The organism is Microbacterium meiriae, assembly GCF_032364335.1.
Lineage (GTDB): Bacteria > Actinomycetota > Actinomycetes > Actinomycetales > Microbacteriaceae > Microbacterium > Microbacterium meiriae.
Genome location: NZ_CP133984.1, coordinates 1,672,605 through 1,691,015, shown reverse-complemented (window position 1 = coordinate 1,691,015; position 18,411 = coordinate 1,672,605). Strand labels below are relative to the sequence as shown.

Here is an 18,411-nt window from a genome sequence, read left to right as displayed (position 1 = left end):
CCTCGCCGTCAGTCCGCTGCCGGCCAGTGGGTCGGCAGCGGCAGCGCCGACGGATTGACGGCGGCGACGATCTCGGTGAGCACCCGGCGCGTCTGCGTCTCCCCCACCCACAGGTGCTTGCCCCCTTCGACGGCGATCAGCTGCGCCTGCGGGATCGTCGCGAAGCGCTCCCGCGCTTCCGCCGGGCGCAGGTAGTCGTCGAACTCGGGCACGAGAATGACCACGCGGTGGCCGGTCTCCCCCCAGGCGGCGACCTCCTCCGCCGTCGCGCGGTGCAGCGGCGGCGAGAGGAGGATGATGCCCTCGATGTCGTGGTCGGCACCGTACTTGAGGGCGAGTTCCGTCCCGAACGACCACCCGACGAGCCAGGGGCGCGGCAGCGCGCGGTCGCGGACGACGTCCATGGCGGCCGCGACGTCGAACTGCTCTGCAGCGCCGCCGTCGAACGTCCCCTCACTGGTGCCGCGCGGCGAGGTGGTGCCACGGGTGTTGAACCGCAGCACCGCGAGATCGGCCAGGGCGGGAAGACGCGCGGACGCCTTGCGGATGATGTGCGAATCCATGAAGCCACCGGCGGTCGGCAACGGGTGCAGCGTGACCAGCGTCGCCACCGGGACTGCGGCTTCCGGCGTCGCGAGCTCGCCGACAAGTGTCAGGCCGTCCGCGGTGTGCAGTTCGATGTCCTCGCGGCGCGCCGGGAGCTCCAGCGGTCCCCGGATCTCCATGGTCATGCGATCCTCCAACAGTGGTTGTGCCAGTGTCTGCGGTCAGCAAGGGCTGCGGCATCGCCGAGCACGCCGTCGGCGCGCCAGGCCACGAGATGGGCGGTACCCGGTTCGACGGATTGTCCGCAGCCCGGGCAGATGTACGCCTTCTGCGCCTGGAGCGCGGAGACGGGCTGCACCGTCCACTCCACGCCTCGGCGGACCTCGGTGCGCTTCCAGCCGGCGAGGAGACGGTCGAACGAGTCCTCGCCCTCAGGGCGCGCGGAAGGACGTCGGCGTGAGCGGGGCATGGTGCCGGCTCACCACCAGTGGTTGGTGACCCAGAAGTTGTACGCGCCGGCCCAGCTGCCGTAGCGACCCGTGGCGTATCCGGTCGCCCAGCGGAGGTTGTCGACCGGGTTGTAGCCGTTCCCTGGCACCTTGCTGCAGGGCAGGGCCTGGACGAGGCCGCAGGCACCGGAGGAGGAGTTCGTCGCGTTGGGGTTCCAGCCGCTCTCCCGCGAGACGATGTAGTCGACGTACTGCCAGTCGCCCTGCGCGATCCCGGCGGCCGCCATCCACTCCGCAGGTGCGCCTCCGCCGCTGTACGGCGGGAGTCCGCCGCCCCCGGACGACCCGCCCTGCGAGCCCTCGGACGACGACGAGGAGGTGGTCACCGGGGCCGGCTTCGGCTTGGGCTTCGGCTTGGGTTTGACGTAGACGTCGAAGGAGCCGCGCTCGACGGGAGTGATCGCCGCGCCCTCCACCGTGACCGTGAGGTTCTGGGTGTCCGCCAGGGCCACCGCATACACGGAGTCCGGGGCCTCCGTGGCGATGGGCTGAGCGAGCGCGACGCCGGTGGGCGCGACCATCGCGGCCGCGAATGCGACGACCGCGAGCGAGCTGAAGACGCCCACGACACCGCGGCGGCGCGACCAGCGGCGCGTGCCGCGGGAGGCTGATGCAGCCGTGGCTGCGGGTACCAGCACGGCGTCGCTTCGTTCGGGAATCATGTCGTTTCGGGAGTTCACGATGGAGGACAGTTTACGCATACCTGCCTGAAGAGGCCATCAGACGGCTCAGCGGACCGCCAGGATCACGTCGATGGTGGCGTCCAGGAGCGCGTCGACCTGCTCCTCGCGGTAGCCGCCACGCTGCATGCGGAACGCTGCGGACCGCAGCTGCTCAGCGGACAGCGCGTCGCCGTCCCGCAGGTAGCGGACGATCCGGGAGGTGACGTGGTCGACCTCGTCGACGCGGTACCCGAACGTGAGGAAGCCGGTACGGGCGAACCGGTGGCGACGCGGACGCGCCAGGTGGTCCAGGATGACCTGCGCGTCGGCTCTGGCCTGCTCCACCCAGGCGCCCGCTCCGAGAGACCGCACGGCGCGTTCCCGCTCTCGGGCGGCGAACGCGTCCTCGACCCGTCCGAGGGCCGCGTCGACGTCAGCCACCACGTACCCCTCCTTGACGAGGGGGAAGGAGACGGTGCGGACGTCATCGGCCGTGAGATCGTCCGCGCCGCTCTCGAACGCCCGCCGCGCCGAGGCGAGGAATCCGTCCACCGCGGCACGGTGGTACCCCTTCGAGCGTCCGGTCGTGAGCGCGAAGGCCGGCGTGGCCGCGCGTTGCGTGGCGACCTCGCGGCGGTCGTCGTTCATCACAGCACCACTGTCGTTCATCACAGCACCAACCAGGGAGAGAGGAGGAAGTACAGGCAGAGGGCCGGGACGGTCGACGGCAGGATGCTGTCCAGCCGATCGAGGAGCCCACCGTGCCCGGGGAGCCAGGAGCTCATGTCCTTGATCCCGAGATCCCGCTTCAGCATCGACTCGCCGAGGTCTCCGAGCGTGGCAGACAGCAGGATCGCGGCCCCGAAGATCACACCGCCCCACCAGGGCAGGTCGAGCAGGAACATCGCCAGGAGGACGCCCGCCGCGAGCGACGCCACCACCGCACCGCCGAAGCCCTCCCAGGTCTTCTTGGGGCTGATCCGCGGCGCCATCGGGTGTCGCCCGAACGCGAGCCCCGCGGCGTAAGCGCCGGTGTCGGCCGCCACGGCGATCGCGATGAAGCTGAGCACCCACCACTGCCCGCCCTCCTGCTCGAGCAGGATGAGGGCCACGCCCGCGAGGAACGGCACGTACACCTGCACGAACCCGCCGATCACGGCGTCGGTGAGCACATCGCCGTACGTGCGCCCATCCTTCGCGACCATCTGGGCGAGCAGCCGCCAGACGATGACGAACGCCACGGAGACGAACAGCATGACCCAGCTCAGCCAGGGCTCCGCGAAGTACGCGGAGAGCACGAGGAAGGTCGCCGCTATCAACTGCGGGATCACGTCGACGCGACGCCCGGCGGCGCGCAGCGCGCGCGAGAGCTCGTAGACGCCAAGGAGGGCCGCGGCCAGCGCGAACGGGACGAACAGCGCCTTGACGAAGAGCAGCGAGCCGAGGAGCGCCGCACCGAAGGCGAGGCCGATCAGGATCGCGAGGACGAGGTCACGACCGGTGCGCTGTTTGATGCGTTCGTTCGCCTGATCGAGTTGATCCCGCGCATGCGACACGTGCGTGCCGAACTCATCCCGCGCCTGGCGCCACTGCTCACGGATCGCATTGTGATCCGCGGTGTCCAGGCGGTCTGCGGTCACCGGAGCTGCACCCGGCGTCGCCGGAAGCGGCGGTCGCGGGGGCACGCGGTCGGCGTCGAAGGCAGGGAAGGCCGCGTCGCCGAGCGGCACGCCGTCCGTACCGGCCTCCGGTCGCTCCACCGGAGCGCCCTCGTCGGTGCCTCGCGATTCGTCGGACATGCGGACTACACCTCGAGGAGTTCGGCCTCTTTGCGCTTCAGCGCGTCGTCGATGAGGTCGACGTGCTGCCGGGTCAGCGCGTCCAGTTCCTTCTCACCGCGGGCGATCTCATCCTCGCCGAGCTCGCTCTTCAGGCCGTCGAGCTCGTCCTTCGCCTTCCGGCGGATGCCGCGGACGTGGACCTTGGCGTCCTCCGCCTTCGACTTGACGAGCTTGACATACTCCTTGCGGCGCTCCGCCGTGAGCTCCGGCATCGTGACGCGCACGAGGTTGCCGTCGTTCGTCGGGTTGGCGCCGAGGTTCGGCATGTCGCGGATGGCCTGCTCGATCGCCTTCAGCGCCGACTTGTCGTACGGCGTGATGATGAGCGTGCGCGCCTCCTGGTTCGCGAGCGACGCGAGCTGCGCGAGGGGCGTGGGCGTGCCGTAGTAGTCGACCAGGACCTTCTGGAAGAGCTGCGGGTTCGCACGGCCCGTGCGCACCGTGGAGAAGTCCTCCTTGGCAGCCTCGACAGCCCGGGACATGCGGGTGGTGGTTTCAGCGAGGACGTCCGCGATCACGGGTGGCTCCTATCGTCGGGGTGTTCTGGAAATTCTATCGGGAGCGGGCTCCCGTCCCGTGCAGGCGCTCAGGCGGTGACGAGCGTGCCGATGGGCTCACCCAGGAGAGCGCGGGTGACGTTGCCCGCCGGCTCCATGCCGAAGACGCGCATGTCCATGTTGTTGTCCATGCACAGGCTGAACGCCGTCGAGTCGACGACCTTGAGGCCCTGCTGGAGCGCATCGCGGTAGGTCACGCGCTCGATGCGCTCGGCGTCGGCGTGCTTGTTCGGGTCGGCGGTGTAGATCGCGTCGACGCCGTTCTTGGCGACGAGGACCTCCTGCGCGCCGATCTCCAGCGCGCGCTGCGCGGCGACCGTGTCGGTGGAGAAGTACGGCAGGCCCGCACCGGCACCGAAGATGACCACGCGGCCCTTCTCCATGTGCCGCTCCGCGCGACGCGGGATGTAGGGCTCGGCGACCTGGGTCATCGAGATCGCCGACTGCACACGCGTCGCGGCACCGGCCTGCTCCAGGAAGTCCTGCAGCGCGAGGGCGTTCATCACGGTGCCGAGCATGCCCATGTAGTCGGCCCGCCCCCGGTCCATGCCCCGCTGGCTGAGTTCGGCCCCGCGGAAGAAGTTGCCGCCGCCGACAACGACCGCCACCTCGACCCGGTCGACCGCAGCGGCGATCTCGCGTGCCATCTGGCTGACCACGTCGGGGTTGACGCCGAGCTGACCGGCGCCGAACGCCTCTCCGGAGAGCTTGAGGAGGACGCGACGGCGTCCGGTGCGTTCAGTCATGGGGGATGTCCTCTCGTCCCGATTCAAGATAGTGCCTGGTGGGCATGAAGAAGGGGTTCGGATCGAGCGATCCGAACCCCTTCGACAGTGCTACGCGCCGACCTTGAAGCGCGCGAAGTCCGTCACGGTGATACCGGCGTCCTTCGCCACCTGGGCGACGGAGAGCTTGTTGTCCTTCGCGTAGTCCTGCTCGAGCAGGGCGACCTGCTTGATGAACGCGGAGACACGGCCCTCGACGATCTTCGGCAGAGCGGCCTCGGGCTTGCCCTCGTTGCGGGAGATCTCGGTGACGATCTCGCGCTCCTTCTCGACCGCATCCGCCGGCACGTCCTCGCGGGACAGGTACGACGGGTTGGCGAACGAGATGTGCTGGGCGATGCTGCGCGCAGTCTCGGCGTCGTCACCCGTGTAGGCGACGACGACACCGATCTGCGGCGGCAGGTCCTTGCTCGTGCGGTGCAGGTAGACCTCGACGCTGTCACCGGTGACGGTGCGCACGCGACGGAGCTCGACCTTCTCGCCGATGATGGCGGCCTCTTCCGAGATGAGCTGCTCGACGGTCTTGTCGCCCGCTGGAGCGGCCAGAGCGGCCTCGACCGAGTCGGCCTTCACGGCGGCGACGGCGTCGGCGACCTTGTCGGCCAGCGCGATGAAGCGCTCGTTCTTCGCGACGAAGTCGGTCTCGCAGGCGAGCTCGACGAGCGTCACGGCGCCGTCCTGCTCGCGAGCGACGACGAGGCCCTCGCTGGTCGAACGGTCGGCGCGCTTGGCGTTGCCCTTCGCACCCTTCAGGCGCAGGATCTCGGTGGCCTTCTCGACGTCGCCGTCGGCCTCCTCGAGTGCCTTCTTGGTGTCGACCATTCCCGTGCCGAGCTGCTCACGCAGCGCCTTGAGGTCGGCGATGGTGAAGTTGGCCATGTGTGGTGGCTCCTTGCTTCGTTGTGTGGGTGTACGAGGGATTACTTGGCGTCTGCGGCCTCGGCGGCGGCGACCTCGGCGGTCTCCTCACCGGAAGCGGCGGCGATCGCCTCGTCGTGCGCCTCGGCACCGGCCTCGTCGGCGGCGGTGGCGTCGGCGGCAGGGGTCTCGACGACAGCGGCCTCGTCGTCGGCGGTAACGACCTCGGCGGCGTCAGCGGACTCCTGGACGGGAGCCTCGAGGAGCTCCTTCTCCCACTCGGCCAGCGGCTCGGCGTCACCCGACTCCGGGTTGTGCTTCTGCTGCAGGCCCTCGGCGGCGGCGTCGGCGATGATGCGCGTCAGCAGCGACACCGAACGGATGGCGTCGTCGTTGCCGGGGATCGGGTACTGGAAGTCGTCCGGGTCGGCGTTGGTGTCGAGGATGCCGATCACCGGGATGCCGAGCTTCTTGGCCTCGTCGATGGCGAGGTGCTCACGCTTGGCGTCGACCACCCAGAGGGCGGACGGCGTCTTGGTGAGGTTACGGATACCGCCGAGCGACTTGTGGAGCTTGTCCAGCTCGCGCTTCTTGAGCAGCAGCTCCTTCTTCGTGAAGCCGGAGGCGGAGGGGTTCTCGTAGTCGAGCTCCTCGAGCTCCTTCATGCGGGCGAGACGCTTCGCGATGGTGGAGAAGTTGGTGAGGAGGCCGCCGAGCCAGCGCTGGTTCACGTAGGGCTGGCCGACGCGCGTGGCCTGCTCCGCGAGGATCTCCTGCGCCTGCTTCTTGGTGCCGACGAAGAGGATCGTGCCGCCGTGCGCCACGGTCTCCTTGACGAAGTCGTACGCCTTGTCGATGTAGCCGAGCGACTGCTGGAGGTCGATGATGTGGATGCCGCTGCGCTCGGTGAGGATGAAGCGCTTCACCTTCGGGTTCCACCGACGGGTCTGGTGTCCGAAGTGCACGCCGCTGTCGAGCAGCTGGCGGATGGTGACCACAGCCATGGTCGTCTCCTGATTCTGGCGCGGAGCGCCGTTGAGGTTGTCATGCCGACCGGACGGTCGGACATCCTGGTGCCCGGCTCACGCCCACCCGTTCGGAGAACGGGACCTGCGGGAGTGGATGCCACGACGGAGTCGCTCTGGGCACGCGTAGTCACCCCGAGATCGAGGTGCTCGTCCAGCATACAGGATCATGCGCCGCCGGCTCGTCCTGCACAGGAGCGCAATCCTCGCCCTTCTCCCCCGCTACAGGGTTCTTCCCCCGGGCGTCCGGTCCGCGCGATCGCCCCCGGCGCACACTCACCGCATGACTTCTCCCTCCGGTTCCCCTCACCTTGTCCGTTCACACTCGTCTCGTGCCGCTCGCGTCGCGATCACGGCGGCGCTCGCCTGTCTCGTGCTTCTGGGCGGCGGCGGCGCCCCACTCGCCGCCCCTGCGTCCGTACACACGGCGACGGCATCCCGCTCCGGCCCGTCCCCGGCCGACAGTTCCGCCTCGGAGGGTGCATGGCGATGGCCCGTCGACGGTGGCCGCCATGTGAGCGCCGCGTATCGCGCACCGGCGCACGCCTACGGTCCCGGACACCGGGGCATGGACGTCACCGCCGCCGTCGGTACCGCTGTCGGCGCTCCGGCGGACGGAGTGGTCGCGTTCCAGGGCGTGGTCGTCGATCGTCCCGTGCTGACCATCCGACACGCAGACGGCCTGGTGAGCTCGTTCGAGCCGCTGGAGTCGTCGCTCCGGGCGGGCGACACGGTCAGCCGGGGTCAGGAGATCGGTCGGGTTTCCACAGGTGGGCACACGGCTCCTGGCGCGCTGCATGTCGGTGTGCGGCGCGATGGGGAGTACATCAACCCGATGCTGCTGTTCGGCGCCGTCCTGCGGGCCCGTCTCCTGCCCTGCTGCGGGACCTGATCTCCAACCGAGCGGCAGCCGCTCAGGCGCGAGGATGCGCCAGCCGGTACGTCGTCGTCAGCCGCTCCGCCGAGACATGCGTATAGATCTGCGTCGTGCCGAGGCTCGCGTGCCCCAGGATCTCCTGCACGGCGCGCAGGTCGGCGCCGCCGTCGAGCAGATGCGTCGCCGCCGTGTGGCGGAGGGCGTGCGGCCCGACGGTCTCCGCGCCGACGACGGGTGCGAGCGCACGGGCGACCACCTCGTAGACCGTCCGCGGTCCCAGCCGGGCGCCGCGGCTCCCGAGGAAGACGGCAGGCGATGCACCCGCAGCCCTGCTGAGGAGAGCCGGGCGAGCGCGGCGCAGGTACGCACCGAGCGCATCCCTGGCCGGGGCACCGAATGGCACGACGCGCTCCTTGTCGCCCTTGCCCCGCACAAGAGCCGTCCCGCGGTCGAGATCGAGGTCGTCGATGTCGAGACCGCAGAGCTCAGAGACGCGGACCGCGGCGCCGTAGAGAAGCTCCAGGACGGCGTGGTCACGGAGGGCGACGGGCTCGCCCGAGGATGCGGCCTGCCGATGGCGTTCCAACAGCTCGGACATCGCGTCCTTCGAAGCCACGGTCGGCAGCGTCTTGGCCCGTTTCGGCGCCACGAGCCGAAGACTCGGGTCGATGGGGATGATGTCCTGCTCGCGCGCCCAGCCGAAGAACGCTCGCGCGGTGGCCGCACGTCGGGCCAGCGTCGCTCGCGCGTCGCCGCGCTGGGTCGCCTGCCACAGCCATTCGCGCAGCATCTCCAGGTCGATCCGGTCCACCGGACCGCCCGCCACGCTCGCCCCGAGGTCCCGCAGGTCGGAGCGATACGCCTTCACGGTCGCGGGCGACAGCCGGCGCACCTTCTCCAGGTGGTCGGCGAACGCCTCGACAGCGACCGCGAAGTCCATACCTCCACCCTGGCCCTCCCCCGCCCCCCGAGCCGGGCGCCCCGCCGCGAGCCGTCCTATGACGTCCGTGCCGCGCCGATCCCGCGCCAGCCGTCCCCGTCCCGCCGCGCAAGGCCGTCGAGATCGAGGAGGCCGAGCAGTGCCCTGGTCCGCTCGACGGTGAGATCCGCGCGCTGCGCGAGCTCCGCCTCCGTCCGAGCGGTCCGGGTGCTCAGGGCACGGAGGAGCAGGACCCGCCCCTCCTCCGTGGCATCGTGTGCGTGCGGCGACCGCGCGTCGGTCGGGAGCATCTCTGCCACCTCCGCCGCGGAGGTGACGCACACCGCGTCGTACTCGCGGAGCAACCGATGACAGCCGGCCGACGAGGCGGAGGTGACGGGACCGGGCACCGCGCCGAGTGGCCTGCCGAGCGTTGCCGCGTGCCCCGCCGTGTTGAGGGAGCCACTGCGCCACCCGGCCTCGACGACCACCGTCGCCTGCCCCAGTGCCGCGATCAGTCGGTTGCGGGCGAGGAAGCGCCACCGGGTCGGCGCCGTCCCGCAGGGCACCTCGCTGACCACGACCCCGTCGACCGCGATCCGCGTGAGAAGGTTGCGGTGCCCGGCGGGGTACGGGCGGTCCACGCCTCCGGCGAGAACCGCGATCGTCCCCCCACCGACAGTCAACGCGGCGCGGTGGGCTGCCCCGTCGATGCCGTACGCGCCGCCCGACACGACAGCCGTCCCCGCGGCGGCCAGATCGCCGGAGAGGTCGGCGGCGACGCGCTCCCCGTAGGCGGTGGCCGCCCTGGCGCCCACGATGGCGACGCGTGCCGCGCTGGTCAGGAGCTCCGGGCGCCCGCGCGCCCACAGCACCACCGGACCCTCCGTATCCAGATCGTCGACGGCGAGCGGCCAGTCGGGATCTCCCGGAAGGAGCAGATGGGCGCCCGTCGTCTGCGCCCGCCGGAGGGCATCGATCACAGCCGCCGGATCGGCACGCTGTCGCCACCGCACCCGCGCCTCGTCGAGCGCCCGTCGTGCGCCCGCGGCGCGGACCATCGGCCATGACCGTCCCCGCGCGTCGAGAGCGAAACGCATGCCGTCGGCCGGTCCGAACTCGCGCACGAGGGTCGCGGCGACGGCGTCCCCGGGATCGGCGAAGACGGACCAGGCGACACGTGCGAGCGCCTCCGCCACGTCGTCGGTGCCGCGCAGTCTCCGAGCGGCGTCGATCGCATCCTGCTGAGAGACGAGTTCGTCGATCACCGCGCCACCCCCGTCCGCAGAAGGAGCGCGCGGCCGATCTCGTCCGTTCCGGGGAGGTCGAGTCCGGCGAGGTCGGCCATGGTCCAGGCCACCCGGAGGACGCGGTCGTATCCGCGGAGCGTCAACGCCCCTCGTTCCAGTGCCCGATCGAGACCGGCCCGCGCGTCTGGCGGGAGGCGGAATCCGCCGTGCCGGAGCAGGGTCCCGGGAACCTCCGCATTGCGTCGCCAGGGCGTGCCACGCCATCGCCGCTCCGCTCGAGCGCGCGCCTCGCCGACGCGGCGCCGGGCCTCGACGGTGGTCACCCCGGAGCGCTCCCCCGCGAGCGAGCGTGAGGCGGCGACGCGCGAGACCGGCAGATCGATGTCGAGACGATCGCGTAGTGGCCCGGAGAGGCGGGTCGCGTAGCGTCGCAGCGCCTGCGGTGGGCAGATGCAGTCGCCGTCACGCACCCCCCGGTTCCCGCACGGACACGGGTTCATCGCCAGGAGCAGCTGGAACCGCGCCGGGAACCGCACGACGAAGCCGGATCGATGCACGTCGACGAAGCCGGTCTCGAGTGGCTGACGGAGCGCGTCCAAGGCCACCCGGGGGAACTCGGCCGCTTCGTCGAGGAAGAGCACGCCCCGATGAGCCCGTGCGACCGCGCCGGGGCGCGCCGTCCGCGACCCGCCTCCGACCATCGCCGCCACCGAGGCGCTGTGGTGCGGAGCGACCAGCGGAGGCTGGTGGTCGAGCCCGGTCACGGCCTCGCCGCAGAGGGAGCGCACGGAAGCGACCTCGATGGCCTCCTGCTCGGTCAGCGGCGGCATGATCCCGGGAAGTCGCGCGGCGAGCATCGTCTTGCCTGCTCCCGGCGGACCGCTCAGGAGCATGTTGTGGCCGCCCGCGGCTGCGACGATGAGGGCCTCGACGGCTTCCTCCTGCCCGAGGACATCGCTCAAGTCGCGGTCGTCCGGCCCTTCCTCCGGCGGTTGCGGTCCCGGGACCGGCTCGACATCCGGCACCTCCACCTCGGCCCCGTGCCAGACTGCCACCTCGGCGAGCGACGCGGCGGCACGCACCTCGACGCCGGCGACGAGACCGGCTTCCGTCGCGTTGCCGTGCGGCACGATCACGCGCTCGAAGCCGGCGCGTGCAGCGGCGAAGACCGCGGGAAGCACACCGGGGACGGGCCGCAGACGGCCATCCAGCCCGACCTCCCCCAGGTGCACCGTCTGCCGCACGGCACGACGAGCGAGCATGTCGCTCGCGGCGAGGGAGGCGACCGCGATCGCGAGGTCGAAGGCGGACCCGTGCTTGGGCAGACTCGCTGGCGAGAGGTTCACCGTCAGACGCCGCCGGGGCAGCGAGAGCCCGGAGTTCACGCAGGCGTTGTGCACGCGCTGCACCGCCTCGCCCAGAGACTTGTCGGGGAGGCCGATGATGCGGAACTCCGGCGTCTGCGGCGAGAGGTCGGCCTCGACCTCGACGACATGCCCCTCCGCCCCGGTGAGGGCCACCGACCACGTCCGAGCGGTGCTCACGCGATGTCCTCGAGGTGCTCGATGGACGCGGTCTCCGGAACCGCCCCCACGATGCCGACCGCCTCCACCCGCAGCACCCGTCCCCGTGCCAGATCCGGATGCGCAGCCCGCCACGCATAGGCGAGCTGCCACAGCCGCCGGCGCTTCCGGTCGTCGATGGCGTCGAACGGGTGCCCGAAGGCCGCAGACCGCCGCGTCTTCACCTCGACCACGGAGAGGTGCCGACCGATGACGGCGACGATGTCCAGCTCCCCCTGTGGACACCGCCAGTTTCGATCGACGATGCGATACCCGCGCTTCGTCAGGTAGTCCGCTGCCTGCTGTTCCCCGGCTCGCCCGAGGTCGTCTTTCGCTGCCATCCCCACAGGATTCCCGGGGCCACCCCGTGACCTTCGCGGTCCGGAGCAGACAGCCCGGCCGCTGTGGAAACAATGGAGAACGTCACCGTTGTGCAGGAACGGCGGCTGGAGTCACTCCCCGTCGAGCGAGAGCTCCTGCGGTAGTTCGAACTCGCGGCGTTGCAGCTCCTCAACGTTCACGTCCTTGAACGTGAGCACCCGGACGGCCTTCACGAACCGGTCCGCACGGTAGATGTCCCACACCCACACATCGCTCATGGAGATCTCGAAGTAGAAGTCGTGCTCGGTGTCCCGGCGCACGACGTTGACCTCGTTGGCCAGGTAGAAGCGACGCTCGGTCTCCACGACGTACTGGAACTGAGAGACGACGTCGCGGTACTCGCGGAACAGCGCGAGCTCGAGCTCACGGTCGTAGTCGTCGAAGGCTTCCTCATCCATGATGAGTCCATCCTATGGTCGGCGGGCGCCGGTCGCGGCATCCCGGCCGCGACCGCTCAGAAGAGCGTCGGTGCGTCGGCGATCGCCCACGACGAACGGTGGAACGGTGAGAGGCCGAACGACCGGATGGCCTCCCGGTGCTCCGGACTCGCGTACCCCTTGTTGCGGTCCCACTGGTAATCGCGATGATCCTCGTGGAGCTCGGCCATGTACCCGTCCCTGGCGACCTTCGCGATCACCGAGGCCGCGGAGACGGAGGCGCAGTCGCGATCGGCCTTGACGACCGGCCGGACGTTCAAGGGCCCAGGGTGCACGCGCGAGACGTAGTCGTGGTTGCCGTCGAGGAGGACCAGAGCGTTCTCGACCGTGGCACCCTGCGCCACCACCGCCAGCACGGCGCGGGAGGCGGCAAGGCCCAGCGCCCGCATGATCCCGACCTCGTCGACCTCCGCGGCGGTCGCCCAGCCGACGCCCGAGGCCTGCACCCACGCAGCCGCGCGGGCGGCGACGTCGGGGCGCCGGCGCTCGGGGACGAGCTTCGAGTCGCGCAGCCCCTCCGGCACGCGGCGACGAGCCCCCTTGGCGTCCATCACCGCCGCCCCGACGGCCACCGGCCCGGCCAGCGCCCCGCGACCGACCTCGTCGAGGGCGATGATCAGGTCGCACTCCCCCAGGAGCTTCCGCTCCAGGGTCAGTCGAGGCGTGATGACAGTCATTCGGGGTCCGGCACTCCGTTGAAGATCTCGTGGTGGCCGTCGATCGGTCCGAAGCGGTCGAGCGGCCAGGTCGTCAGGAACGCCTTGCCCACGATGTTGGACACCGGGACGAAACCGCCGCTGGGCAGCTCCTGGTGTGCACGGGCGTCGCGGGAGCGGTCCCGGTTGTCGCCGAGGAGCCACACGGAGTCCTCGGGCACGACGACGTCGAAAGGTTCGTTGGAGGCCGCGGTGTCGCCCTCGGGGAGGTTCAGGTAGCTCAGCTCATCGATCGGGGCACCGTTGATCGTGATCTGCCCCAGCGCGTTGCAGCACACCACATGGTCACCTTCGACGCCGATCACCCGCTTGACCAGATGGTCCTGGGTGTCGGTTGCCGAGATGCCGACAAATGTGAGCACCCAGTCGATGGCCCGGACCAGCGGCGGCTGTGCAGGTGTCTGCGGCATCGGGTCGAGCCAGCCGCCCGGATCCTTGAAGACGACGATGTCACCGCGCTCATAGCCGGTCCAGCGCGGGGTGAGCTCGTCGACGAGGATGCGGTCGTCGATCAGCAGCGTGCGCTCCATGGAGGCCGACGGGATGTAGAACGATCGGACCACGAACGTCTTGATGACGAACGACACCAGCGCGGCGATGACGACGATGACCAGCACGTCACGGAGGAAGACCAGGAACCCGCGCCGCCGTCGTGTCGGGCGTGCGGACGGAGAGTCAGTCATCTGGTTCCTTCTCGAAGAGTGCACCGTGAGCGCACGGCAGTAACAAGGTTCGCACACCGGGGACAGAACGAAAGCACCCCGGGACATCGTGTCCCGGGGTGCTGTGAAGAAGCTTCGCGTCAGTTGTTGACGCGCTTCTCCTTGATCTTCGCCTTCTTGCCGCGGAGCTCGCGCAGGTAGTAGAGCTTGGCGCGACGCACGTCACCGCGGGTGACGACCTCGATGTGGTCGATCACCGGGGAGTGCACGGGGAACGTACGCTCGACACCCACCTGGAAGCTGATCTTCCGGACGGTGAAGGTCTCGCGGACGCTGTCACCCTGGCGGCCGATGACGACGCCCTGGAAGACCTGGATACGAGAACGGTTGCCCTCGGTGATGTTGACGTGCACCTTGACGGTGTCACCGGGGAAGAACTCGGGGATGTCGGAACGGAGCGAAGCCGCGTCGACGGCGTCGAGGATCTGCATGATCGTCTCTCTCTGCACTCGCCTCAGGTCGGATGCACGGATTAGGAAGGAACAAGAATGGGAGTGTGCCGAACGGCGCTGACGCGTCCGCGGGCTCCCCTGGGGCAGAGCCGGTCACGGCACAAAGAACCATTCTGCCACGGATGGCATGTCCCACCAAAACGAGCGGTCAGGGCCGGTCGCCGGTCTCCCGCACCACGATCACCTCGTGCACGCTGGTCTGCGTCGTCTCCGCACGGGGCGGGGTCATCGTCGACCAGGAGATGGTCTCACGAATCCGCGCTCCACTCCCCCGCGCTTCGTTCCAGAGCTGCCACAGCTGCAGCCACACCAGTCCGATGCCCACCACGATGGCGGCGGCGAGGAGCCAACCGAAAGCGCCATCGATGAAGAAGCCGACCGCGATCGTCAGCGCGTGCCAGAGACCGAACCCGGCGACGTCCCACCACGACAGGGCGCGCTCGGCGCGGACAGACGGCCGGGAACGCGTCAGCAGCGTGAGCAGGAGCTGTCCCACGAAGACCGAGGGCATCGCGATGAGCAGCACCCAGAGGATGGACCAGCCACCCTGGAAGACGGCCCAGCCGATCAGGAGCCACAGCGGCAGGAGGAACGCCGACGGCAGCAGCCAGCGGAAGAAGGCCTGTCGGATCCACATGCTCCGATGCTACGGCGAGGTCGGGCCCCCGTCACGGGTGTTCGCTGAGAGCGGCAGGCGCCGGGCACCCCGTCCGATCAGGGAGAATGGACGGGACGAGAGGACACTGATGATCGAACTGCGCACCCCTGCCGAGATCGATGAGATGCGCGCGGCAGGCCGGTTCGTCGCCGAGACGCTGGCGACCCTGCGCGACGAGACGAAGGTCGGCACCAACCTCCTGGCGATCGACCGCCGGGCCCACGACATGATCCGCAAGGCGGGCGCCGAGTCCTGCTACATCGACTACCACCCGTCGTTCGGCGCGAGCCCGTTCGGCAAGGTCATCTGCACCTCGGTGAACGACGCGGTGCTGCACGGTCTCCCCCATGACTACGCACTCAAGGACGGCGACCTCGTCACCCTCGACTTCGCCGTCTCGGTCGACGGCTGGGTCGCGGATTCCGCGGTCTCCTTCGTCGTGGGCACGCCGCGGGATGAGGACCTGCGTCTCATCGACACCACCGAGCGCGCGCTGACCGCCGCGATCGAGACCTCGGTGGTCGGGCACCGCATCGGTGACATCTCCGCTGCCATCGCAGAGATCGCGCACGGCGAGGGGTACTCCATCAACACCGACTTCGGCGGGCATGGCGTGGGCCGCACGATGCACGGCGACCCCCACGTCGCGAACGACGGCCGCGCGGGCCGCGGGTTCCCGCTCCGCGCCGGCCTTGTGCTCGCGCTGGAGCCCTGGTTCCTCGCGACCACGGACGAGCTGGTCACCGACCCCGACGGGTGGACGCTGCGCAGCGCGGACGGGTCCCGAGGGGCGCACTCCGAGCACACCATCGCGATCACCGACGACGGGCCGATCATCCTGACGGATCGCACGTTCCTCGGGGTGGACTGACCTCGGCCGCCGGGTCGGCGCGTTCCCAGGATGCGACCGGCCCCGGCACGACGGTGAACAGCGGGTGCGCCTTCGGGAGCGCCACATCCCCGTGCCGCTGAAGCACCTCAGGACTGCGCTCGGCGAGCTTCGCACGCAGGTGCTCCCATTCCCGCGCGAGCTGCCCCACGGTGACCGGCATCGTCGGAACGGCAGGCTCCCGGCGACGGATGCGCGTGCGGTCGAAACGGTAGCCGCGCGCGTCCGCCTCGTCGGCGACAGCGACGAGGTACGCGCCCACCGCGGCCAGCGGATCCGCTGCCTCCCGGAAACGCTCGAGCTGCGGGTGTCGCTGATACCCCTTCGTGGCGTCGGCGAGCACCGCCTGCGCGAGCAGCGTCTCCCGCCAGCAGGCGACGAGACCCTGACGGTCGAGGTACTCAGGGTGCAGCGACCAGATCCTCATACGCGGCGGTAGCGGAACACATCGGTGAGATGGGGGAGGTCGAACTCCGCCTTCCCGCGCGTCTCGTCCGCGCCGTCCAGCACCGCCTCCAGGGCCGCCACCATCCCTGCACGCTCCGCGTCGTCCGCCACGAGGAAACTGCTCACCGTGCCCCAGCGTCGGAGGTAGACCTCGCGGCTGATCCGCTCCGTCCAGCGCACCTCCTCGTGGGCTTCCAGGACGAAGCCGGGGATGTCGGTCGCCGATGCGGAGGTGTCGTCGTCCGCGCCGACCGCGGGATGCGCCACCCGATGGCAGGCGAGATCCCACGCACAGGCGGGGTCGGCGCGATTCCAGAGCAGCCCGAGCGTCCCGTCGGCGACGAGTACGCGGGCGATCTCGGCCGCCGCCGTATCCCGGTCGAACCAGTGGAACGCCTGCGCGACGCTGACGACATCGACGGAACCGTCCGGCACGGGGATGCTCTCCGCGGTCCCCGGCCGCGCCTCGACCGTCAGCAGCGTCCGGGCGAGGACGGCGAGCATCGGCGCGGAAGGCTCGACGGCGATCACCCGCGCCGCACGCTCCACGAGCAGGCTGGTGAACTTCCCGGTGCCGGCGCCGAGGTCGAGCGCCGTGTCCACCGGCGCCGGAACGATGATGTCGGCCGCACGCTCCGGGAAGCCCGGTCGGTAGCGGTCGTACTCCTCGCCGATGCCTTCGAACGATCGCGCGCGTGTCACATCCACCATGTCTCGACGCTAACAGCAGTCGTTGCCGCAGACGGTCACGGTGCGGTCAGTCGTCGGTCGGCGCGTCCGGAAGCAGATCGGGGCGGCGCAGCCGCGTGCGGACGAGCTGCTGCTCGCGCCGCCATGCCGCGATCGCCCCGTGGTTGCCGCTGAGGAGCACGTCCGGTACCGCACGGTCACGCCAGACGGAGGGCTTCGTGTACGACGGGTACTCGAGGAGGCCGTCCTCGTGCGACTCCTCGACCAGGCTCTCCGGATTGCCGACGACCCCGGGGATGAGACGGCCGATGGCCTCGATCATCGCCATCGTCGCGACCTCGCCGCCGTTGAGCACGTAGTCGCCGAGGCTCAGCAGCCGGACCTCGCCACGCTCGGCGGCGTACTCGAACACGCGCTCGTCGATGCCCTCGTAGCGCCCGCAGCCGAACACGAGGTGGTCGCGCCCCGCGAGCTCCCGCGCGGTCGCCTGGGTGAAGACCTCGCCCGCCGGCGACGGGAAGATGATGGTCGGCGGCGCGGCGGTATCCGCGGTGAGCTCGTCGAGGGCGAGCCCCCACGGCTCCGGCTTCATGACCATGCCCGCTCCTCCGCCGTACGGAGTGTCGTCGACGGTGCGATGGCGGTCGTGCGTCCAGTCGCGAAGATCATGCACCTGGAGGTCGAGCAGACCCGAGCCGCGGGCCTTGCCGAGCAGAGAGAGCGTCAGTCCGTCGAAGTACGAGGGGAAGATGGAGACGACGTCGATGCGCACGGGGGAACCGTATCAGCGGTCACTCGGCAGCGTCGGAGGCGGTGGTCTCGTCCTCCGACTCGGGAAGCTCCTCGAAGAGCCCGGCGGGAGGGGTGACGATGACCCGTCCGGCCGCGACGTCGACGGTGGGGACGATGGCCTCGACGAACGGGACCATCACCTCGTCCGTGCTCCCGCCCGACGACGGCTTCACGATCAGGAGGTCATGCGCCGGCAGGTGCTCGACGCGGACCACGCGGCCGACGACGACCTCGTCCCGCACGACGTCCAGGCCGACGAGCTGGTGGTCGAACCAGGCGTTGTCCTCGGTCTCGTTCTCGTCCTGGTCCATCCAGAGGATGGCGCGGACGAGGCTCTCGGCGGCGGTGCGATCGTCCACGTCCTCGAAGAAGACGACGGGGTTGCCGTTCATCACGCGGTATTCGCGGACGACGATCTCCTTGCCGTGCCACGGAGATGCCTCTGGCACCTGCAACGTGAACGCGGCCCCGGGCACGAAGCGCCGCTCCGGATTGTCGGTGTAGAGCTCGAGCTTCAGCGCGCCCTTGAGCCCGTGAGCCTTGACCAGGCGCCCGACGCGCAGCTGGTTACGGCCTTGGGTGCGGTCCTGCGACACCACGTCAGTCGTCCGCGACATCGACGCGGACACGACGCCCGTCGGCGAGTGCACTCACGAGGGTGCGCAGGGCCTTGGCCGTGCGGCCGCCGCGCCCGATCACGCGTCCACGGTCGTCGGGGTGCACACGCACCTCGAGCAGGTCGCCACGGGGCGACGAGGATTCGTGGATGCGCACATCTTCGGGGTGATCGACGATCCCCTTGACGATGTGTTCGAGCGCGGCGGCGAGCACGATGG

General features: G+C 70.1%; 25 protein-coding genes. 2 read left to right on the top strand and 23 right to left on the bottom strand.

The features are described 5' to 3' along the window. Positions 1-8 precede the first annotated feature (8 nt). The 9 genes from RI211_RS08090 to rpsB all read right to left on the bottom strand — a co-directional run bounded on the left by RI211_RS08090 (position 9) and on the right by rpsB (position 6,762). Entirely contained in the window at positions 9-725 is a 717-nt protein-coding gene (locus RI211_RS08090) for an alpha/beta hydrolase (RefSeq protein WP_315637164.1), read from the bottom strand. A 2-nt stretch (positions 726-727) separates the two neighbouring features. Further along, positions 728-1,015, bottom strand: coding sequence for an Rv1322 family protein (locus RI211_RS08085; RefSeq protein ID WP_315636913.1), 288 nt, complete (start codon positions 1,013-1,015; stop codon positions 728-730). A gap of 9 nt (positions 1,016-1,024) precedes the next feature. Then, positions 1,025-1,717, bottom strand: coding sequence for an aggregation-promoting factor C-terminal-like domain-containing protein (locus RI211_RS08080; protein ID WP_315636914.1), 693 nt, complete (start codon positions 1,715-1,717; stop codon positions 1,025-1,027). 66 nt (positions 1,718-1,783) lie between these two features. Then, positions 1,784-2,365, bottom strand: a complete 582-nt coding sequence (locus tag RI211_RS08075) for a DivIVA domain-containing protein (RefSeq protein WP_315637165.1) — start codon at positions 2,363-2,365, stop codon at positions 1,784-1,786. Positions 2,366-2,385: 20 nt separating this feature from the next. Next, positions 2,386-3,516, bottom strand: a complete 1,131-nt coding sequence (locus tag RI211_RS08070; RefSeq protein WP_315636915.1) for a phosphatidate cytidylyltransferase — start codon at positions 3,514-3,516, stop codon at positions 2,386-2,388. Between the two features lie 5 nt (positions 3,517-3,521). Continuing rightward, positions 3,522-4,076 (bottom strand): ribosome recycling factor, encoded by a 555-nt coding sequence (gene frr, locus RI211_RS08065; protein WP_060922801.1) that lies wholly within the window; start codon positions 4,074-4,076, stop codon positions 3,522-3,524. Between the two features lie 68 nt (positions 4,077-4,144). Next, positions 4,145-4,861, bottom strand: a complete 717-nt coding sequence (pyrH, locus tag RI211_RS08060) for a UMP kinase (protein WP_025103358.1) — start codon at positions 4,859-4,861, stop codon at positions 4,145-4,147. 90 nt (positions 4,862-4,951) lie between these two features. Then, complete coding sequence (gene tsf / locus RI211_RS08055; protein ID WP_187664000.1) at positions 4,952-5,779, bottom strand: translation elongation factor Ts; 828 nt, start codon at positions 5,777-5,779, stop codon at positions 4,952-4,954. A 41-nt stretch (positions 5,780-5,820) separates the two neighbouring features. Further along, positions 5,821-6,762: a 30S ribosomal protein S2 gene (rpsB, locus tag RI211_RS08050; RefSeq protein WP_259951634.1), complete on the bottom strand. Its 942-nt coding sequence runs from the start codon at positions 6,760-6,762 to the stop codon at positions 5,821-5,823. A gap of 304 nt (positions 6,763-7,066) precedes the next feature. Between rpsB and RI211_RS08045 the strand changes: the two genes are divergently transcribed. Continuing rightward, on the top strand, positions 7,067-7,675 hold the full coding sequence (locus RI211_RS08045; protein WP_315647691.1) for a murein hydrolase activator EnvC family protein: 609 nt from the start codon (positions 7,067-7,069) through the stop codon (positions 7,673-7,675). 22 nt (positions 7,676-7,697) lie between these two features. Here the strand turns inward: RI211_RS08045 and RI211_RS08040 are convergent, their stop codons facing one another. The 9 genes from RI211_RS08040 to RI211_RS08000 all read right to left on the bottom strand — a co-directional run bounded on the left by RI211_RS08040 (position 7,698) and on the right by RI211_RS08000 (position 14,736). Next, positions 7,698-8,600: a tyrosine-type recombinase/integrase gene (locus tag RI211_RS08040; RefSeq protein WP_315636916.1), complete on the bottom strand. Its 903-nt coding sequence runs from the start codon at positions 8,598-8,600 to the stop codon at positions 7,698-7,700. Positions 8,601-8,656: 56 nt separating this feature from the next. Next, complete coding sequence (gene dprA, locus RI211_RS08035) at positions 8,657-9,847, bottom strand: DNA-processing protein DprA (RefSeq protein ID WP_315636917.1); 1,191 nt, start codon at positions 9,845-9,847, stop codon at positions 8,657-8,659. Beyond that, positions 9,844-11,373 carry a YifB family Mg chelatase-like AAA ATPase gene (locus RI211_RS08030; RefSeq protein WP_315636918.1) on the bottom strand — a complete coding sequence of 510 codons (1,530 nt, stop codon included), beginning with the start codon at positions 11,371-11,373 and terminating at the stop codon, positions 9,844-9,846. Before RI211_RS08030 ends, dprA begins: the two co-directional genes overlap by 4 nt. Further along, positions 11,370-11,732 (bottom strand): YraN family protein, encoded by a 363-nt coding sequence (locus RI211_RS08025; RefSeq protein WP_315636919.1) that lies wholly within the window; start codon positions 11,730-11,732, stop codon positions 11,370-11,372. Before RI211_RS08025 ends, RI211_RS08030 begins: the two co-directional genes overlap by 4 nt. Before the next feature lie 111 nt (positions 11,733-11,843). After that, the gene (locus tag RI211_RS08020) at positions 11,844-12,170 is read right to left on the bottom strand and encodes a DUF2469 family protein (protein WP_017204525.1); all 327 of its coding nucleotides are present in this window, start codon (positions 12,168-12,170) and stop codon (positions 11,844-11,846) included. Between the two features lie 56 nt (positions 12,171-12,226). Further along, the gene (locus RI211_RS08015) at positions 12,227-12,886 is read right to left on the bottom strand and encodes a ribonuclease HII (protein WP_187663993.1); all 660 of its coding nucleotides are present in this window, start codon (positions 12,884-12,886) and stop codon (positions 12,227-12,229) included. Further along, positions 12,883-13,608, bottom strand: coding sequence for a signal peptidase I (lepB, locus tag RI211_RS08010; RefSeq protein ID WP_315636920.1), 726 nt, complete (start codon positions 13,606-13,608; stop codon positions 12,883-12,885). Before lepB ends, RI211_RS08015 begins: the two co-directional genes overlap by 4 nt. 119 nt (positions 13,609-13,727) lie before the next feature. Beyond that, on the bottom strand, positions 13,728-14,078 hold the full coding sequence (rplS, locus tag RI211_RS08005; RefSeq protein ID WP_025103348.1) for a 50S ribosomal protein L19: 351 nt from the start codon (positions 14,076-14,078) through the stop codon (positions 13,728-13,730). A gap of 169 nt (positions 14,079-14,247) precedes the next feature. Beyond that, positions 14,248-14,736 (bottom strand): MFS transporter permease, encoded by a 489-nt coding sequence (locus RI211_RS08000; RefSeq protein WP_315636921.1) that lies wholly within the window; start codon positions 14,734-14,736, stop codon positions 14,248-14,250. 109 nt (positions 14,737-14,845) lie between these two features. On the opposite strand from RI211_RS08000, the gene map reads away from it, so the two are divergent. Beyond that, complete coding sequence (gene map / locus RI211_RS07995; RefSeq protein ID WP_315636922.1) at positions 14,846-15,628, top strand: type I methionyl aminopeptidase; 783 nt, start codon at positions 14,846-14,848, stop codon at positions 15,626-15,628. Here the strand turns inward: map and RI211_RS07990 are convergent. The 5 genes from RI211_RS07990 to RI211_RS07970 are packed head-to-tail and all read right to left on the bottom strand — an operon-like array spanning position 15,591 to position 18,406. Continuing rightward, the gene (locus tag RI211_RS07990; protein ID WP_315636923.1) at positions 15,591-16,073 is read right to left on the bottom strand and encodes a pyrimidine dimer DNA glycosylase/endonuclease V; all 483 of its coding nucleotides are present in this window, start codon (positions 16,071-16,073) and stop codon (positions 15,591-15,593) included. The two genes, map and RI211_RS07990, sit on opposite strands and share 38 nt — an antisense overlap. Then, on the bottom strand, positions 16,070-16,804 hold the full coding sequence (locus RI211_RS07985; RefSeq protein WP_315636924.1) for a class I SAM-dependent methyltransferase: 735 nt from the start codon (positions 16,802-16,804) through the stop codon (positions 16,070-16,072). Before RI211_RS07985 ends, RI211_RS07990 begins: the two co-directional genes overlap by 4 nt. 46 nt (positions 16,805-16,850) lie before the next feature. Continuing rightward, positions 16,851-17,555, bottom strand: coding sequence for a tRNA (guanosine(37)-N1)-methyltransferase TrmD (gene trmD, locus RI211_RS07980; protein WP_280567952.1), 705 nt, complete (start codon positions 17,553-17,555; stop codon positions 16,851-16,853). Between the two features lie 19 nt (positions 17,556-17,574). Next, a complete protein-coding gene (rimM, locus tag RI211_RS07975) occupies positions 17,575-18,192 on the bottom strand; it encodes a ribosome maturation factor RimM (RefSeq protein WP_315636925.1) in 618 nt (205 codons plus the stop codon). Further along, entirely contained in the window at positions 18,176-18,406 is a 231-nt protein-coding gene (locus RI211_RS07970) for an RNA-binding protein (protein WP_025103341.1), read from the bottom strand. Before RI211_RS07970 ends, rimM begins: the two co-directional genes overlap by 17 nt. Positions 18,407-18,411 lie beyond the last annotated feature (5 nt).

Excerpts from the sequence above, each read along its gene's own strand:
- lepB (WP_315636920.1), bottom strand. The coding sequence starts at position 13,608 with ATGACTGACTCTCCGTCCGCACGCCCGACACGACGGCGGCGCGGGTTC.
- rimM (WP_315636925.1), bottom strand. The coding sequence starts at position 18,192 with ATGTCGCGGACGACTGACGTGGTGTCGCAGGACCGCACCCAAGGCCGT.
- RI211_RS08085 (WP_315636913.1), bottom strand. The coding sequence starts at position 1,015 with ATGCCCCGCTCACGCCGACGTCCTTCCGCGCGCCCTGAGGGCGAGGAC.
- RI211_RS08090 (WP_315637164.1), bottom strand. The coding sequence starts at position 725 with ATGGAGATCCGGGGACCGCTGGAGCTCCCGGCGCGCCGCGAGGACATC.
- RI211_RS08045 (WP_315647691.1), top strand. The coding sequence starts at position 7,067 with ATGACTTCTCCCTCCGGTTCCCCTCACCTTGTCCGTTCACACTCGTCT.
- pyrH (WP_025103358.1), bottom strand. The coding sequence starts at position 4,861 with ATGACTGAACGCACCGGACGCCGTCGCGTCCTCCTCAAGCTCTCCGGA.
- RI211_RS08015 (WP_187663993.1), bottom strand. The coding sequence starts at position 12,886 with ATGACTGTCATCACGCCTCGACTGACCCTGGAGCGGAAGCTCCTGGGG.
- RI211_RS07990 (WP_315636923.1), bottom strand. The coding sequence starts at position 16,073 with ATGAGGATCTGGTCGCTGCACCCTGAGTACCTCGACCGTCAGGGTCTC.
- rplS (WP_025103348.1), bottom strand. The coding sequence starts at position 14,078 with ATGCAGATCCTCGACGCCGTCGACGCGGCTTCGCTCCGTTCCGACATC.
- RI211_RS07985 (WP_315636924.1), bottom strand. The coding sequence starts at position 16,804 with ATGGTGGATGTGACACGCGCGCGATCGTTCGAAGGCATCGGCGAGGAG.
- RI211_RS08070 (WP_315636915.1), bottom strand. The coding sequence starts at position 3,516 with ATGTCCGACGAATCGCGAGGCACCGACGAGGGCGCTCCGGTGGAGCGA.
- RI211_RS08000 (WP_315636921.1), bottom strand. The coding sequence starts at position 14,736 with ATGTGGATCCGACAGGCCTTCTTCCGCTGGCTGCTGCCGTCGGCGTTC.
- RI211_RS08040 (WP_315636916.1), bottom strand. The coding sequence starts at position 8,600 with ATGGACTTCGCGGTCGCTGTCGAGGCGTTCGCCGACCACCTGGAGAAG.
- map (WP_315636922.1), top strand. The coding sequence starts at position 14,846 with ATGATCGAACTGCGCACCCCTGCCGAGATCGATGAGATGCGCGCGGCA.
- RI211_RS08020 (WP_017204525.1), bottom strand. The coding sequence starts at position 12,170 with ATGGATGAGGAAGCCTTCGACGACTACGACCGTGAGCTCGAGCTCGCG.
- tsf (WP_187664000.1), bottom strand. The coding sequence starts at position 5,779 with ATGGCCAACTTCACCATCGCCGACCTCAAGGCGCTGCGTGAGCAGCTC.
- RI211_RS08080 (WP_315636914.1), bottom strand. The coding sequence starts at position 1,717 with ATGATTCCCGAACGAAGCGACGCCGTGCTGGTACCCGCAGCCACGGCT.
- rpsB (WP_259951634.1), bottom strand. The coding sequence starts at position 6,762 with ATGGCTGTGGTCACCATCCGCCAGCTGCTCGACAGCGGCGTGCACTTC.
- RI211_RS08025 (WP_315636919.1), bottom strand. The coding sequence starts at position 11,732 with ATGGCAGCGAAAGACGACCTCGGGCGAGCCGGGGAACAGCAGGCAGCG.
- RI211_RS08075 (WP_315637165.1), bottom strand. The coding sequence starts at position 2,365 with ATGAACGACGACCGCCGCGAGGTCGCCACGCAACGCGCGGCCACGCCG.